The 16,114-nt window shown below is 73.3% G+C and carries 13 protein-coding genes; 9 read left to right on the forward strand and 4 right to left on the reverse strand.

The features are described from left to right. Positions 1 to 16: 16 nt before the first annotated feature. Positions 17 to 1,909, reverse strand: a complete 1,893-nt coding sequence (locus tag ABT127_RS10540; protein ID WP_351447233.1) for an ABC transporter ATP-binding protein — start codon at positions 1,907 to 1,909, stop codon at positions 17 to 19. Positions 1,910 to 2,152: 243 nt separating this feature from the next. Between ABT127_RS10540 and ABT127_RS10545 the strand changes: the two genes are divergently transcribed. The 3 genes from ABT127_RS10545 (at position 2,153) to ABT127_RS10555 (ending at position 5,319) form a co-directional block, all read left to right on the forward strand. Next, the gene (locus tag ABT127_RS10545; RefSeq protein ID WP_502971683.1) at positions 2,153 to 4,273 is read left to right on the forward strand and encodes a glycoside hydrolase family 3 N-terminal domain-containing protein; all 2,121 of its coding nucleotides are present in this window, start codon (positions 2,153 to 2,155) and stop codon (positions 4,271 to 4,273) included. Between the two features lie 19 nt (positions 4,274 to 4,292). Further along, positions 4,293 to 5,063 (forward strand): crotonase/enoyl-CoA hydratase family protein, encoded by a 771-nt coding sequence (locus ABT127_RS10550; RefSeq protein WP_351446775.1) that lies wholly within the window; start codon positions 4,293 to 4,295, stop codon positions 5,061 to 5,063. A 79-nt stretch (positions 5,064 to 5,142) separates the two neighbouring features. After that, positions 5,143 to 5,319, forward strand: a complete 177-nt coding sequence (locus ABT127_RS10555) for a hypothetical protein (protein WP_351446777.1) — start codon at positions 5,143 to 5,145, stop codon at positions 5,317 to 5,319. 21 nt (positions 5,320 to 5,340) lie between these two features. On the opposite strand, the gene ABT127_RS39310 is transcribed toward ABT127_RS10555, so the two are convergent. Further along, the gene (locus ABT127_RS39310) at positions 5,341 to 5,538 is read right to left on the reverse strand and encodes a hypothetical protein (RefSeq protein ID WP_502971673.1); all 198 of its coding nucleotides are present in this window, start codon (positions 5,536 to 5,538) and stop codon (positions 5,341 to 5,343) included. A gap of 133 nt (positions 5,539 to 5,671) precedes the next feature. Here ABT127_RS39310 and ABT127_RS10560 point away from each other — a divergent pair, with 133 nt between their 5' ends. Both ABT127_RS10560 and ABT127_RS10565 read left to right on the forward strand, forming a co-directional pair. After that, entirely contained in the window at positions 5,672 to 6,937 is a 1,266-nt protein-coding gene (locus tag ABT127_RS10560; protein ID WP_351446782.1) for a hypothetical protein, read from the forward strand. Beyond that, positions 6,934 to 8,112, forward strand: coding sequence for a hypothetical protein (locus ABT127_RS10565; protein WP_351446785.1), 1,179 nt, complete (start codon positions 6,934 to 6,936; stop codon positions 8,110 to 8,112). The genes ABT127_RS10560 and ABT127_RS10565 overlap by 4 nt, the downstream gene beginning before the upstream one ends. A 13-nt stretch (positions 8,113 to 8,125) precedes the next feature. Here the strand turns inward: ABT127_RS10565 and ABT127_RS10570 are convergent, their stop codons facing one another. Both ABT127_RS10570 and ABT127_RS10575 read right to left on the reverse strand, forming a co-directional pair. Further along, positions 8,126 to 9,586: an NAD-dependent succinate-semialdehyde dehydrogenase gene (locus ABT127_RS10570; protein ID WP_351446788.1), complete on the reverse strand. Its 1,461-nt coding sequence runs from the start codon at positions 9,584 to 9,586 to the stop codon at positions 8,126 to 8,128. Positions 9,587 to 9,821: 235 nt separating this feature from the next. Further along, positions 9,822 to 11,072, reverse strand: a complete 1,251-nt coding sequence (locus ABT127_RS10575; RefSeq protein ID WP_351446790.1) for an aspartate aminotransferase family protein — start codon at positions 11,070 to 11,072, stop codon at positions 9,822 to 9,824. 203 nt (positions 11,073 to 11,275) lie between these two features. On the opposite strand from ABT127_RS10575, the gene ABT127_RS10580 reads away from it, so the two are divergent. From ABT127_RS10580 to ABT127_RS10595, 4 genes are all read left to right on the forward strand, one after another. Continuing rightward, positions 11,276 to 12,430, forward strand: coding sequence for an ROK family transcriptional regulator (locus tag ABT127_RS10580; protein ID WP_351446793.1), 1,155 nt, complete (start codon positions 11,276 to 11,278; stop codon positions 12,428 to 12,430). Positions 12,431 to 12,475: 45 nt separating this feature from the next. Then, on the forward strand, positions 12,476 to 13,564 hold the full coding sequence (locus ABT127_RS10585) for a Gfo/Idh/MocA family protein (RefSeq protein WP_351446796.1): 1,089 nt from the start codon (positions 12,476 to 12,478) through the stop codon (positions 13,562 to 13,564). Further along, on the forward strand, positions 13,561 to 14,592 hold the full coding sequence (locus ABT127_RS10590; protein ID WP_351446798.1) for a Gfo/Idh/MocA family protein: 1,032 nt from the start codon (positions 13,561 to 13,563) through the stop codon (positions 14,590 to 14,592). The genes ABT127_RS10585 and ABT127_RS10590 overlap by 4 nt, the downstream gene beginning before the upstream one ends. Positions 14,593 to 15,008: 416 nt before the next feature. Further along, positions 15,009 to 16,100: a mechanosensitive ion channel family protein gene (locus ABT127_RS10595; RefSeq protein WP_351446801.1), complete on the forward strand. Its 1,092-nt coding sequence runs from the start codon at positions 15,009 to 15,011 to the stop codon at positions 16,098 to 16,100. Positions 16,101 to 16,114 lie beyond the last annotated feature (14 nt).

Consider the following 16,114-nt stretch of genomic DNA (forward strand, 5'->3'; position numbering starts at 1 on the left):
GTGACCGGGCCGGCGCTCACGCGGGTTCCGCCACCGTCTCGCGCTCCCCGTGCGCGAACTGTGTCCGGTACAGCTCCGCGTACCGCCCCTCCACGGCGACGAGTTCGTCGTGCGTGCCGCGCTCCACGATCCGGCCGCTCTCCACGACCAGGATCTGGTCGGCGGAGCGGATCGTGGAGAGCCGGTGCGCGATGACGATGGCGGTGCGTCCGTCGAGCGCCTCCGCCAGGGCCTCCTGCACCGCGGCCTCGGAGGTGTTGTCGAGGTGGGCGGTGGCCTCGTCGAGGATGACGACGCGCTGGCGGGCGAGGAGCAGCCGGGCGATGGTCATGCGCTGGCGTTCGCCGCCGGACAGCCGGTAGCCGCGCTCGCCGACCACCGTGTCGAGTCCGTCGGGCAGCTCGCGCACCAGGCTCTCCAGGCGGGCCCTGCGCAGGACGTCCCACAGTTCGTCCTCGGTCGCCTCCGGCCGGGCGAGCAGCAGATTGGCGCGGACGCTGTCGTGGAAGAGGTGGCCGTCCTGGGTGACCATGCCGAGGGTGGCGCGGATGGACGTGGCGCTGAGGTCGCGTACGTCGACGCCGCCGATCCGTACGGCGCCCGCGTCGGTGTCGTAGAGGCGGGGCAGCAGTTGCGCGACGGTCGACTTGCCGGCGCCGGAGGAGCCGACGAGGGCGATGGTCTGGCCGGGTTCGGCCCGGAAGGAGACGCCGTGCAGGACCTCGGCGCCGCCGCGGTTGTCGAGCGTGGCGACCTCCTCCAGGGAGGCGAGGGAGACCTTGTCGGCGGCCGGGTAGCCGAAGCGGACCTCGTCGAACTCCACGGCGACCGGCCCCTCGGGCACCTCCTCGGCGTCCGCTTTCTCGTCGATCAGCGGCTTGAGGTCGAGCACTTCGAAGACGCGCTCGAAGCTGACCAGCGCGCTCATGACCTCGACGCGGGCGCCCGCCAGGGACGTGAGCGGCGCGTACAGCCGGGTGAGGAGCAGCGCGAGGGAGACGACGGTGCCCGCCTTCAGGCTGCCGTCGAGGGCGAGATAGCCGCCGAGGCCGTAGACGAGGGCCAGCGCGAGGGCGGAGACGAGGGTGAGCGCCGTGATGAACGCGGACTGTGCCATGGCCGTGCGCACCCCGATGTCCCGCACCCGCCGGGCCCGGGCGGCGAACTCCTCCGACTCCTCCTCCGGGCGTCCGAACAGCTTCACGAGCGTGGCGCCCGGCGCGGAGAACCGCTCGGTCATGCGGGTGCCCATGGCCGCGTTGTGCGCGGCGGCCTCGCGCTGCAGCCGCGCCATCCGGGAGCCGGTGCGGCGGGCGGGGATCACGAAGACCGGCAGCAGGACCAGGGCGAGCAGGGTGATCTGCCAGGACAGGGTGAGCATCACGGCGAGGGTGAGGACCAGGGTCACGACGTTGCCGACGACGCCCGACAGGGTGTTGCTGAACGCGCGCTGGGCGCCGATCACATCGTTGTTGAGACGGCTGACGAGCGCCCCGGTGCGGGTCCGGGTGAAGAACGCGACGGGCATCTTCTGCACGTGGTCGAAGACGGCCGTACGGAGATCGAGGATCAGGCCCTCGCCGAGGTTCGCGGAGAGCCAGCGGGCGAGCAGTCCGATACCGGCCTCGGCGAGCGCGATCACCGCGATGAGAACGGCGAGTCGCACCACGACCGCCCGGTCGTGACCGCCGACGATGGTGTTGACGACGTCGCCCGCGAGCACCGGGGTCGCGACGGCCAGCAGCGCGGTGAGGACGCTCAGCAGCACGAACTGGACGATGCGCCGCCGGTGCGGTCGCGCGAACGCGGCGATGCGGCGCAGGGTCGCGCGGGCGAAGGGGCGGTTGTGGGAGCCGCCGTTCTGGGCGTTCATGACGCTGTGCAGCTGCGTCCAGGCTGTGGTCTCCATGCTCATGCCGACGACAGTAGGACCTCAACCTTTCTTGAGGTCAACACATGGGATGCGAGGAGCCAGGACGTGCCGGAGTTGGCAAGACGTACGTTGCTGTCCGCGATCGGCGTCACCGCCGCGACGGGCCGCCCCTCGGCCGCGCGGGCGGCTCCGGCGGATCCGGCGGTTCCGGCCGCTCCGGCGAACGAGGACCGGCGCGCGGGCCCGTACGAGGACAAGGTGCGGGATCTGCTCGCCCGGATGACGCCGGAGGAGAAGCTGGGGCAGTTGCAGCAGCTCCCGTGGGCCTACGACCTGAATCCGGGGTCGGGTTCGACGAAGGACGTCGAGGACGCCGCGCGCGCGGGCCTGCTCGGTTCGGTGCTCAGCGTCTTCGGCGCCCGGACGACCAACGCGCTGCAGCGGCTCGCCGTCGAGGAGTCGCGGCTCGGCATCCCGCTGCTGTTCGGCCTGGACGTGATCCACGGCTTCTGGACGACCTTCCCGATCCCGCTCGCGCAGGCCGCCGCCTTCGACCCGGAGGTGGCACGGGCGGACGCCGAGGTGTCGGCGCGGGAGGCCCGGTCCAACGGCGTGCACTGGACGTTCGCGCCGATGATGGACGTCACGCGCGAGCCGCGCTGGGGCCGCGTCGCCGAGGGGAACGGCGAGGACCCCTGTCTGACCGCGCGGTACGCGGCGGCGAAGGTGCGGGGCTACCAGGGTTCGGCTCTCTCCGCGAAGACGGCCGTCGCGGCCTGCGCCAAGCACTTCGTCGCGTACGGCGGCGCCGAGGGCGGCCGCGACTACAACACGGTCGACGTGTCGGAGTCCCGGCTGCGCAATCTGTACCTCCCTCCGTTCAGGGCGGCGCTGGAGGCGGGCGCGGCGACGGTGATGGCGTCGTTCAACACCGTCGGCGGCGTCCCGGGGCACGGCAACGCGCACACGCTCACCGACATCCTCAAGAGGGAATGGGGCTTCGAGGGGACGGTGGTCAGCGACTGGACGGGCGTCCAGGAGCTGATCGCGCACGGCTTCGCCGAGGACGGCGCCGACGCGGCGCGGCTGGCGCTGACCGCGGGCGTCGACATGGAGATGACGAGCACGAATCTGCGCACCCACGGCAGGCGGCTGCTGCGCGAGGGAAGGATCTCGCAGCGGCGGGTCGACGACGCGGTGGCGCGGGTGCTGCGTCTGAAGTACGCGCTGGGACTCTTCGACGATCCGTACGTCGACGAGGACGCGGCACTCACCCGGCCGTCGGCGGCGACCCGGGAAGCGGCCCGTGCGGCGGCCGCCCGCTCCATGGTGCTGCTGAAGAACGACGACCGGACCCTGCCGCTGAGCAGGACCCTCGAATCCCTCGCCGTGGTGGGCCCGTTCGCCGACACGACGGATCTGCTCGGTACGTGGGTGGTGCCCGCGGCGGCCGAGCGGTTCCCGGCGGTGACGATCCTGGACGCCGTCAGGAGGGCCGCGCCCGGCACGAAGGTGACGTACGCCCGGGGTGTCGCCCCGGAGGGCGGGGACACGGCGGGGATCGGAGCGGCGGTCGGGGCGGCGAGGGCCGCGGAGCTGACGGTCGTGGTCGTGGGCGAGCCGGCGGCGCTGAGCGGGGAGGCGGCGGCGCGCAGCGACCTCGCGCTGCCGGGCGCACAGGAGAAGCTGATCACGGCGATCGCGGAGACGGGGAAGCCGCTCGTGGTCGTCCTGGTCAACGGCCGCCCACTGACGGTCGGTTCGTGGCTGGAGAAGGCACCCGCCGTCCTCGAGGCCTGGCATCCCGGCATCGAGGCGGGACACGCCGTCGCGGACGTGCTGTTCGGCGCGGTGAACCCGGGCGGGAAGCTGCCGATGTCGTTCCCCCGGACGGTGGGCCAGCTCCCGGTCCACTACAACCACGAGTCGACGGGCCGCCCCTACGACCCGGACAACAAGTACACGTCCAAGTACCTGGATCTGCCGCCGACTCCGCAGTTCCCGTTCGGGCACGGCCTGAGCTACACGAGCTTCGTTCTCGGCGCCCCGAAGCCGAGCCGGGCGCGGGTGTCCGCGCAGGCGCTGCGCCGGGGGGACACGGTGGAGGTGTCGGTGTCCGTGCGCAACAGCGGGGACCGCGCGGGGGACGAGGTGGTGCAGCTGTACGTGCGCGACGTGGCGGCGAGCATCGTCCAGCCCGTGCGCAGGCTGTGCGGGTTCCGGCGGGTCACGCTCGGCGCGGGTGCGGCGACGACGGTCCGCTTCCGGCTCGGCGCGGAGGAGCTCGGGTTCTGGACGAACGATCCGGGCGGGGAGTTCCGTGTCGAGGAGGGGACGTTCAAGCTGTACGTCGGCACGAGTTCGACGGCCGACGCCGAACTCACCCTCAACGTCACCTAGTTCCACCGGGAGCAGCCCCATGTCGTCCGTCCGCGTCGAGCGCACCGCCCACGTCACCACGGTGATCCTGTCCCGCCCCGAGGCCCGCAACGCGGTCGACGGCGCGACGGCCGCCCGGCTGGCCGACGCCTTCCGGGCGTTCGAGGCGGACGACACGGCGCGGGTGGCGGTGCTGTGGGGTGAGGGCGGCACGTTCTGCGCGGGCGCGGACCTGAAGGCCGTGGGCACGGAGCGCGGCAACCGGGTGGCGGCGGACGGCGACGGGCCGATGGGGCCGACGCGGCTGCGGCTGTCCAAGCCGGTGATCGCGGCGGTGAGCGGTCACGCGGTGGCGGGCGGTCTGGAGCTGGCGCTCTGGTGCGACCTGCGGGTCGTCGAGGAGGACGCCGTGTTCGGGGTGTTCTGCCGCCGGTGGGGTGTGCCGCTGATCGACGGCGGCACGGTCCGGCTGCCCCGGCTGATCGGGGAGAGCCGGGCCATGGACCTGATCCTCACCGGGCGGCCCGTCCCGGCGCCGGAGGCCCACACGATGGGGCTGGCCAACCGCCTGGTCCCGCCGGGCACGGCCCGCGCGGCGGCCGAGGAACTGGCCGCCGGCCTCGCGGAGTTTCCACAGGCGTGCCTGCGCAGTGACCGGGCGTCGGTGCGCGAGCAGCACGGTCTCGACGAGGAGACGGCGATGCGACGCGAACTCGTCCACGGGACGGGTGTGTTGCGCGAGGGGCTCGAAGGGGCCGGGCGGTTCGCGGGCGGAGAGGGCCGGCACGGAGCGTTCGGCGAGGCCCTCTGACATGGCGAACATCACACATGGCGATACCCACGTCACCTACGGGAGCGAAAAGTCGTACCGATCCCCTAGGCTCGTTCACATGTCCTCCACCCCTGCCCCTCGCTCCGCACGCCCCGCCCATGTGGTCAACGAGCAGATTCGCGGCCTTTGGGCGCGTACGGGCGGGCAGTTGACCGCGGACGACCGGGCGGAGTACGAGGCGCTGGTGACGGAGTGGGCGGCCGCGACCGGTGAAGGAGTCGTGCAGAAGGCCTGACCGCCCCGCAACCGCACATCCTCAGGACTGAGGACGACTTCCATGGTTCGCCGCGTGCTTGCGGCGGGCCTTCTTTTTGCGTCGACGCTTCGAGGACATGAGGACCTCCTCAGGAGTGAACGGGCATTCAGGGCATTTCGCCCCATCACCATTCCACACGGCCCCCCCACGCGCGATCCGGCCCCGGCTTCCGAGTTCAGTGGGGCATGTGGGGCACATGGGGCATCGAGGCGGTTCTGCGCCAAATGTTCACAGCTTCTCCCTGAGGCGTTGACGGGGCGGGAAACGCTCTGGCAGGGTCGCGGGGCCCGTCGAACCCCCTTGGCGAGGGACTCAGGAGCCCCCGGACCCGATGAACGCCAGCGCCGCACCCGCACCAGGCCACGACCCCTCCGGCTCCGCCCCCGGTCAGGACTGGCGGCGCTTCGCGCAGGTCCACTGGGCGAGGGAGCCGGTGGTGGTCCCCGGCGTCCGGCCGCTGGGAATCGGCCCGGCCGACGCCCACGCGCTGGTGCGGGCCGCGATCGCGGCGGCCCCGGCCCGGCGGGTGCGCCTGGCGACGGCGGACGGCTGGCTGCGGGACCCTGGCCCGCTGCTGCCGGGCCCGGGCGACCCGGATCCCGCCGGTTACGCCGAGCGGCTGGCCCGGGAGCCCCGGCTCGCCGGTGACGGGTGGCTGCTCACGGTCGCCGATCCGCTCAGCCACGACTTCGCGCTCTGGTCGCGGGTGCGGGACGTGCTCGCGGACCTGTGGCGGCACGTCGGACAGGCCCCTCTGCCGGTCACCGCCGAGCTGGCCGTCGGCGACCGGCACCATTCCCTGGAGGACGCCACGGCCCGGACCGACGCGGGCGCGCTGACCTGGGTGCTCGACGGGGAGCTGACGGTGCGGGTGCGCCCCGAGCACACCGGAACCGAGTATGCGCTGCGGGCCCGCGCGGGCGACATGGTCCACTGGCCGGCCGGCGGCAGCCATCTCGACCACCGGCCCGGCCGGTGCACCACGCTGCGGCTGAGCGTTCCCGCGCGGACCACCTCGGCGCTGCCGCTCGTGGCCGACGTCCTCGCGGACCTGATCCGCGACCGCCCCGGCCGCCCGGACGGGCAGCTCGCCCTGCCGCATCCGATGCCGTCGGCGCCCGACGGCCGGCTCAGCGCGCCGCCCCGCCTCGCCGCGTCGGTGGCGCTCCTCACGGACACTCTCGCCGGGCCCGCCCCCGAGCGGGCGCTGCTGATGCGCTGGGCCGCGCTGCGCTCGGCGGCCGGTCTGGACCCGGCGCCGCCGCGGCGGCCCGCGGTCCGGCTCACGCCACGGCACCGATTACGGCGCGCCGCCGAGATCGTCCGGCTGCCCATCGAGGGCGGCCCCACGGTGTGGGCGGCGAACGGCCACGCCTGGGAGGCGCACCCGGCCGGTGCCGACGCCGTCCTCGCCCGGCTGCGCACCGCGCCCCGCGCCGTCACCGTCGCGGAGCTGGCCCGCGCGGCCCGCACATCGGCCGACGATCCCGGACTCCTCTCCCTGCTCGGTGAGGCGTACCGCGCGCGGGCCGTGACGGCGGCCCCGGAGCGTCCGCAGCGGCTGGGGCACCTGGAGCGCCTGGAGCGCCGCTCATGAAGACCCGCTCCGCGGCGCCCCTGGACATCCTCGACGCGCTGGACTGGCCCCGCTTCGCCGCCGAGTACTGGGACCGGCGCCCCGTCCTGATCCGCGGCACGGGACTCCCCCGGCCTCCGTTCGACACGAACGAACTCTTCGAGAGCGCCGTCATCGCGGCGCAGCGGCCCGGCGCCGGGCACCGGATCCGGTTCAGCGCCGGGCAGCGCCACCTCGTGGATCCCGGGGATCTGCTGCCGCGGCCCGAGGACGCCTCCTTCGACGCCTACGACCGGCGGGTGACGGAACAGCTCGCCGGAGAATCGTTCTCCCTCATGGTCCCGTGCCTGCACTCCGCCCACCATCCGCTGTGGGCACGGGAGCGGGACTTCCTCTCCGGCCTGTGGGAGCACGTGGGCCAGCCGAGCGCCGGCGCGACGACGACCCTGTTCCACGGATCCTGCACCCCCGGCCCGTCGGCCGTCCGGCGCGACGCGGGCTTCCTGTACGTGGCCCTGGGCGCCCGGCGACTGGGGCTCGGCCTCGACGGGCACTGGTCGGCGGCGGAGGCGGTCCCCGGCGATCTCGTGTACTGGCCCGCGGGCCACCGGCACAGGACGGATCCCGCGGGGGCCGTCCCCGGGCCGGTGGCGACCGTGCACATCGGCATCCCCCGCGCGCCGACGCGTCACGGCACCGGGCTGCCGTCGCTGCTCGCGCCGGGCCCGGACCCCGTCTCCCCGCAGGCGGGCTGGGGCGGTGACGGCATCCACGTACCGGACGGCGACCCGCCGGACGATCTGCCCGCCGGACTGCCGCCGGTGCTCGCGGCGGCGCTCGACCACTTCCGGCAGGCGGCACGGCCCGCGGCCCTGGAGCGACGGGTGGCCCGTGAGGCGCTGCTCCAGGCCACCAACGGCGGCCTGGACCCGGTACCGCCGCCCGCGCGGCCCGGCTACTTCACCGACGACGACGCGGTGCGGGCGACCGAGCGCGTGTTGTGGTCCGAGGTCGGCGGACGTCAGCTCGTGGCGGCCTGCGGCCATGTCCTGGAGACGGACCTTTCGGCGCCCGAACTCTCTGCCGTCATCGGTCTGTTGAACGAGGGCGGAACCGTCCTGGTGGGCGAACTCGCACCGCCCGCCCGCTCGTTGCTCTCCCGCCTGGCCGGGTTCCGGGCGGTGGAACGGCTGTGAACCCGTGGCCCGGCTACGCGCCGGTCGGGATCGCCAGGTACTTGTACTCCAGGAACTCCTCGATGCCGACCCGTCCGCCCTCACGGCCGAGGCCGGACTGTTTGACGCCGCCGAAGGGGGCGGCCGGGTTGGAGACGAGGCCGGTGTTGATGCCGACCATGCCGGTCTCCAGAGCCTCCCCGACGCGCAGCGCCCGGTCCAGGTCGCGGGTGAAGACGTAGCTGACGAGGCCCCACTCGGTGTCGTTGGCGACGCGTACGACGTCGTCCTCGTCCTCGAAGGTGAACAGCGCGGCGACCGGGCCGAAGATCTCCGTGGTCGTGAGATCGGCGTCGCGAGACACCCCGGCGAGCACGGTCGGCGGATAGAAGTTCCCGTCGCCGGGCGGCACTTCGCCGCCGGTGAGGACCTTCGCGCCGCGCTCGACCGCGTCCCGCACGAGCCGGACGACCTTGTCGCGGCCCGCGCCGTCGATGAGGGGGCCGACGTCGGTACCGGGCGCGGTGCCGTCCCCGACGTTCAGGGCGGCCATGCGGGACGCGAGGCGGGCGGCGAACTCCTCGGCGACCGCCGTGTGCACGTAGATGCGGTTGGCCGCGGTGCAGGCCTCGCCCATGTTCCGCATCTTGGCGACCATGGCGCCGTTCACCGCGGCGTCCAGGTCGGCGTCCTCGAACACGATCAGCGGGGCGTTGCCGCCGAGTTCGAGCGAGGTGCGGACGACGGTGTCGGCGCACTGGGCGAGCAGGATGCGGCCCACCTGCGTGGAGCCGGTGAACGAGAGCTTGCGGATGCCGCCGCCGCGCAGCAGGGGTTCGACCACGCCGGCCGCGTCCGAGGTGGTCAGTACGTTGAGGACGCCAGGGGGCAGCCCCGCCTCGGTGAGGATGCCGGTCAGCGCGAGGGTGGACAGCGGGGTCTGCGGGGCCGGCTTGAGGATCATGGTGCAGCCCGCGGCGACCGCCGGGCCGATCTTGCGGGTGCCCATGGCGAGCGGGAAGTTCCAGGGGGTGATCAGCAGGCAGGGGCCGACGGGCTGGCGCAGCACCAGGTGACGGTTGCGGCCGTCCGGGCTGGTCGCGTAGCCACCGTCGATCCGGACCGCCTCCTCGGCGAACCAGCGGAAGAACTCAGCCGCGTACGCCACTTCCCCGCGGGCCTCCGCGAGGGGCTTGCCCATCTCCAGGGTCATCAGCAGCGCCAGGTCCTCGGTGCGCTCCAGGAGGATCTCGTGGGCGCGGCGCAGGATCTCGGAGCGTTCCCTGGGGGCGGTGGCGGCCCAGGCGCGCTGGGTCTCCGTGGCCGCCGTCAGGGCGAGGGCGGCGTCGTCGGGGCCGGCGTCGGCTACGTGACAGAGGGTGGTGTTGGTGGCGGGGTTGTCGACGGGCATCGAGCGGTGCGCTGTCGCCGGTTGCCAGGCGCCGTTGATGTGGAGCTCTTTCGGTACGGCTGCGACGACGGGGGGCGTGGACATGGTGGGGGCTCCCTGGGGTGGGGGTGGGGTGGTCGGGGCGGGTGCGTCGGCTGCGGGTGGGTGGGGGCTGGTCGCGCAGTTCCCCGCGCCCCTGAAGCGAGCTCCGCTCGTTCAGGGGAGGCTGCGCGCAGCGCATGCCTCAGGGGCGCGGGGAACTGCGCGAGAAGCCCCACCGGGGCGCGGGCGAACGGACAAGCCAGGACGCCCGTGCTCGGCGACGAACGCGGCGGGACCCTTATGTGGCCGTCGAGACCGCCGTGCTCCACAAGGACAGCGCCTCGTCCACCTGCTGCTCCGAGACGACCAGGGCCGGGATCATGCGGACCACGTTGCCCCAGGGGCCGCAGGTCAGCAGGAGCAGCCCGGCGTCGGCGGCGGCCTGCTGCGCGCGGAGCGCCGTCGCGGGGTCGGGCTCACCGTCCGGCGTCACGAACTCACTGGCCAGCATCAGCCCCAGCCCGCGTACGTCACCGATCCCGGCCGTCTTGGCCCCGACCTCCTCGAGCCCGGCCCGCAGCCGCGCCCCCATCGCCGCCGCGTTCGCGACCAGCGACTCCTCCTCGATGACGTCGAGCGTGGCGCAGGCCGCCGCACAGGCGACCGCGTTGCCGCCGTAGGTACCGCCCTGCGACCCCGGCCGCGCCTTGCTCATCAGCTCCTGCGACGCCGCGATGCCGGACAGCGGGAACCCGGACGCCAGCCCCTTCGCGGTGATCAGCACGTCGGGGCGGACGCCGAAGTGATCGTGCCCCCAGAAGCGTCCGGTGCGTCCGACGCCGGTCTGGATCTCGTCCAGGACGAGCAGGATCCCGTACCGGTCGGCCCGCTCCCGCAACCCCTGCAGGTACGCCGAGTTGGCGGGGACGTACCCGCCTTCTCCCAGGACCGGCTCGACCAGGATCGCCGCGGTGTCGTCCGGGTCCGAGACGGTGGCGAGGAGGTGGTCCAGCTCGCGCAGGGCGAACCGGGTCGCGGTCTCCTCGTCCCAGCCGTAGTGGAAGGCGTTCGGGAACGGCGTGATGGCCACGCCCGCCATCAGCGGCCCGAACCCGGTGCGGATCTTCGTGCCGGAGGTCGTCAGGGAGGCCGCCGCGACGGTCCTGCCGTGGAAGCCGCCGTGCGCCACCACGATGTTCGGCCGCCCCGTCGCCTGCCGGGCGAGACGCAGGGCCGCCTCCACCGCCTCGCTGCCCGAGTTCACGAAGAACAGGCTGTCCAGGCCCTCGGGGAGGACACCGCCGAGCTTCTCGACCAGGCGCTGCAACGGCTGGTGCATCACCGTCGTGTACTGGCCGTGGATGAGCGTGGCCACCTGCTCCTGCGCCGCCGCCACCACCCGTGGATGGCAGTGGCCGGTGCTCGTCACCCCGATCCCCGCCGTGAAGTCCAGATAACGGCGGCCGTCGATCCCGTACAGATGGACGCCCTCCCCTCGCTGCGCGACGACGGGAGTGGCCTGACGCAAGTGCTCGGACAGTTGGGTCATGCCCCCCAGCGTCAACGCCGGGCCGAAGAGGCGTCAATGGGTCATGGACGGCGCTTGCGCGCGTGCGCCCCCGTCGTCCGCGCCGATGGGATGTGCAGGAGTTCTGCGTAATTTCCGTGCGGGCGGGGTTCCCAAGCTCGGACGGTTCTGCAACAGTCCTGCGTATTCGGACACGCGTGCTCCATCCGGCGGAGGGAGAATCCGTGGCGGTGCACGACCGGTCGCGAGGACACGACCTCGCGGCGCTGCGCGATCTCAACAGCGCGGTGGTGCTGCGGGAGTTGCGACGGGAGAGCCCGCGGACGGTGAGCGGCCTCGCCGGTGCCACCGGCCTGTCCCGGCCGACCGTCGAGGCCCTCGTCGACCAGCTCACCGGGCAGGGCTGGATCGCCGAGGCGGACGTTCCGGCGACCGGACGGGCGCCGGGGAGGCCCGCCCGGCGGTTCCGGTTCCGGGCCGAGGCCGGGCACGTGGTCGGGGTCGACATCGGGCTCAAGGCGATCGTGCTGCTGCTCGGCCGGCTCGACGGGGAGATCGTGGCCCGCGCGCGGCACGACATCGCCCCCGAGGCAACGGGCGCCGAGCGGATCGAGCTGCTGCGCGGCCATCTTCGGGGCTTCCTCGCCGGACACGGGCTCGGGGCGCACGAGGTGTGGAGCCTGGGGATCGGGGTGCCGGGCATGGTGGGCGAGACCGGGCGGATCCGCTCGGTGATCGTGCCGGACTGGACCGATCTGGACCTGGCGCGGCGGCTCGCGGACGACTTCCCCGGCCCGGGCCGGATCCTCGTCGAGAACGACGTGAACCTCGCGGTGCTCGCCGAGCACTGGCGCGGCGCCGCCCGGCTCGCGGACGACGTGGCCTGCGTGCTGCTGGGGCCGCGCATCTCCTGCGGCCTGATGATCGACGGCCGTCTGCACCGGGGCCGCCGGGGCGGCGCGGGCGAACTCGGCTTCCTTCCCCAACTGGGTCTGGACCAGGTGCGGAAGGACCTCGTTCTGGCCGGTGAGCGACTGCCCGGCGAGTCGACGACGGACGCGCTGGCCCGGGCCGTGCGCGCCGGGGAGGCCGGTGCGCTCGACGCGCTCGACCGGTTCCTGGCCGGTGTCGCCCCGGCCGTCGCCGCGCTCGTACTCGCCCTCGACCCCGAACTCGTCGTCCTGGGAGGGGCCTTGGCACCCCTCGGCGAATCCCTGACCACCCTCCTGTCCGCACACCTCGCACCACTCACCCTCCATGTGCCGCACCTCGCGGTCAGCACGCTCGGCCGCGAGGGCGTGGCCCTGGGCGCCGTGCGCCGCGCCCTGGACTCGGCCGAGACGCGACTTCCCGGTCACCGACACGGCGGCACCGCATGAGCTGACCGGACGACCCTTGGATCCGGCTTTTCCGAAAGGACGTTCATGGCAGACCTCGACGTGGGACTGATCGGCGCGGGCGGCATCGCCAGCGCGCATCTGCCCGCCTGGACCGCGCTCGGCGCGCGCGTCACGATCCTGTCCACCGACGGAAACGCGGAACAACTCGCCGCCCGTTACGCCGAGTTCGGTGTGCGCGCCGTGCACTCGCTCCCCGAACTCCTCGACAGCAGCATCGTCGTCGACGTGTGCACGCCCACCTTCACGCATCACGGACTCGCCCTCGACGCGATCGCCGCCGGCAGGCACGTGGTGTGCGAGAAGCCGCTCGCGCTCACCGTCGCCGAGGCCCGGGAGATGGCGGACGCGGCCGATGCGGCGGGGGTGCTGCTCCTCCCCGCCCACGTCGTCCGCTACTTCCCCGCGTACGCGGCACTCGCCGACGCCGTGGCGGCGGGCCGCGTCGGCGCCCCGGCGGTGCTGCGCCTGACCCGCTCCGGCCGCTTCCCGGTGTGGGCGCCCTGGTTCGCCGATCCGTCGCTGTCCGGCGGCATCCTCGTCGATCAGATGATCCACGACCTCGACATCGCGCGGCTGCTCGCGGGCGAGGTCGTCCGGGTGCACGCCCAGGTCCGCGGCCATCAGGCGCCGGATCCGCCGGAGGGCGCCGTGACCACCGGAACCGTCGTCCTCACCCACGCGTCCGGCGCGGTCAGCCACGTCCTCGGGGTGTGGGGGCCGCCGGACCTTCCGTTCCGTACGACGTTCAGGGTCGCCGGGCCCGACGGGATCCTGGAACACGACTCGACCGCCGCCACCGGCTTCCGCGTCCTCGCCCAGGGCACGCGTCCGCTCGGCGAGGGGATCCCCGGGAGCCCGATGACGGAGAGCCCCTACCTCACGGAGCTGCGGGAGTTCGCCGTGGCCGTCGGGGGCGGGCCCGCGCCCCGGGTGTCGGCGCGGGACGGGGTCGAGGCGGTGCGGATCGCGGTGGCGGCGGCCGCATCGGCCCGCACCGGTGAACCGGTGGAGATCGGCGAGGCCGACGAGGTCGCCGGGCTTGCCGGGCCTGTCGGGCCTGTCGGGCCTGTCGGGCCTGTCGGACCAAAGGTGATCGAGGAGGCCGGACGGTGAGCGGGACGACGGATCTGAAGGTGGGCGTGCTGTCGTTCGCCCACGTCCACGCGGGCGGTTTCGCACGCCAACTCGCCGCCATGGACGGCGTGGAGGTGCTGACCTCCGATCCGGTCACGGATCCGGTGGCGCCGGGCGAGGTGCGCGGCAAGGAGTTCGCGGCGCGGCTCGGCGTCGGCTATGTGGACAGCTACGAGGAGTTGTTCGCCTGGGGGCCGGACAAGGTCGTGGTCTGCGCGGAGAACGTCCGGCACCGGCCGCTGGTCGAACGGGCCGCCGCGCACGGGGTCGACGTCCTGTGCGAGAAACCGCTCGCCACCACGCCCGAGGACGGCGCGGCCATGGTCGAGGCGTGCCGGGCGGCCGGGGTGCGGCTCGCCGTGGCGCATCCGGTGCGGTTCAGTCCGGCCTATCTGGCGGTGCGGGACGCCGTGCGGGCGGGTACGGCCGGTGCCGTCCTCGCGGTGGCTGGCGCCAACAACGGCTACATGCCCGGGGCGCGGCGCCGCTGGTTCGTCGATCCGCGGCTCGCCGGGGGCGGCGCCCTCATGGACCACACCGTGCACGTCGTGGACCTGCTCGACGACCTCTTCGAGGGCAGTCCGGTGACGTCGGTCTACGCACAGACCAACAACGTGCTGTACGAGGCCGGGGGCGATGTGCCCGTGGAGACGGCGGGGCTGCTCACCCTCACGTACGCGAACGGGGCCGTGCTCACACTGGACTGCAGCTGGAGCCAGCCCCGGCACCATCCGGCGTGGGGCGGGCTCTCGATGCAGGTGGTCGGGGACCGGGCCGTGCTGGAGATGAACGCGTTCGACCAGAAGGTGTACGGGTTCGACGAGCGGGGCCGGGGTGGGGTGGAGATTCCGTACGGGGTCGATCTGGACCGGCTGATGTTGCGGGCGTTTCTTTTCGGGGAGGGGGTGGTGGGGGTGACGGACGGTGCGGCGGGGTTGCGTGCCGTGCGGGTGGTTTCGGCGGCGTACGAGTCGGCTCGGACCGGGTGTGTGGTGCGGGTCGATTAGGGGGGGCGCGTTGTCGAGTGCGGGCCGGTGGGGCTTCTCGCGCAGTTCCCCGCGCCCCTGAGGCAGGCGCTCCGCGCCGCCTCCCCTCGAGGCCTCGCTGCGCGCGCCTCCCTGCTCGAGGCTGCGCGCAGCGCATGCCTTTGATGAGGTGCCGCACGAAGTGCGCATCTCAGGGGCGCGGGGAACTGCGCGAGAAGCCCCACCGGAGCCGCGGACGAACGGACAATCCAGAAGCGCGGGGAACTGCGCGACCAGGCACGACGTGAGTGGCACCCGGCAGCGCAGGCGTTCGGGGACGTACGGCAGGATGGCCCCGGCCCGGCCACGGGCCGTCCTCGAACGAGCAGCAGGTGTCACTTGACGAAACATCACATATGCACTGTCACCGCCGGGTTCCCCCGCACCGGAGGTGAGAGATGACCCGCACCGCCGACCTCCACGACCTGATCCTCGCCGGCGCGGCACTGTGCGGAGGACTGCTGGCCGGGCTGCTGCTGCGGATGCTGCTGCGCTGGCTCGGCGTCCGGGCCGGCCGCACCCGCTGGGGCGGCGACGACGTGATCGTGGACGCCCTGCGCACCCTCGTGCCCTGGGCGGCGGTGGCCGCGGGCGCGGCGGTGGCGGCCGAGGTGCTGCCGCTGACGGCGCGCACCGGCCGCACGGTGAACACGGTGCTGACGGCGTTCGTGATCGTCGCGGCGACGCTGACGGCGGCCCGGGTCATCACGGGCCTGGTCCGCACCGTGGCCCAGTCCCGCGCCGCGGTGGCGGGCTCGGCGACGATCTTCGTGAACATCACCCGGGTCGTGGTGCTGGCGATGGGCTTCCTCGTCGTGCTGCAGACCCTCGGTATCTCCATCGCGCCGCTGCTCACCGCCCTCGGTGTCGGCGGTCTGGCGGTGGCCCTCGCGCTCCAGGACACCCTGGCGAACCTTTTCGCGGGAGTGCACATTCTCGCCTCGAAGACGGTGCAGCCCGGCGACTACATCCGGCTCAGCAGCGGCGAGGAGGGCTATGTCGTCGACATCAACTGGCGCAACACGGTGGTGCGGCAGCTCTCCAACAACCTCGTGATCATCCCGAACACCCAGCTGTCGGGCACGAACATGACCAACTTCAGCCGCCCGGAACAGGAGATGACCCTGACCGTGCTCGCGGGCGTCGGCTACGACAGCGATCTGGAGCAGGTCGAGCGGGTCACGGTGGAGGTCGTCTCCGAGGTCATGAAGGACGTCGAGGGCGCGGTGCCGGAGCACGAGCCGCTGGTCCGCTTCCACACGTTCGGCGACTCGCGGATCAGCTTCAACGTGATCCTGGGCGTCGGCGAGTTCAGCGACCAGTACCGGATCAAGCACGAGTTCATCAAACGCCTGCACCAGCGCTTCCGGGCCGAGGGCATCCGGATCCCGTCGCCGGTGCGGCAGGTGGCCATCGCCCAGGGCAGCCCGCCGATCGTGATCCCGCAGCAGCGCGACGCGTCGGTGAGCGTGGACGGGCAGGTCGTCTGAACCCGTGCGGCACG

The organism is Streptomyces sp. NPDC001904, from assembly GCF_040297005.1.
Taxonomy (GTDB): domain Bacteria; phylum Actinomycetota; class Actinomycetes; order Streptomycetales; family Streptomycetaceae; genus Streptomyces.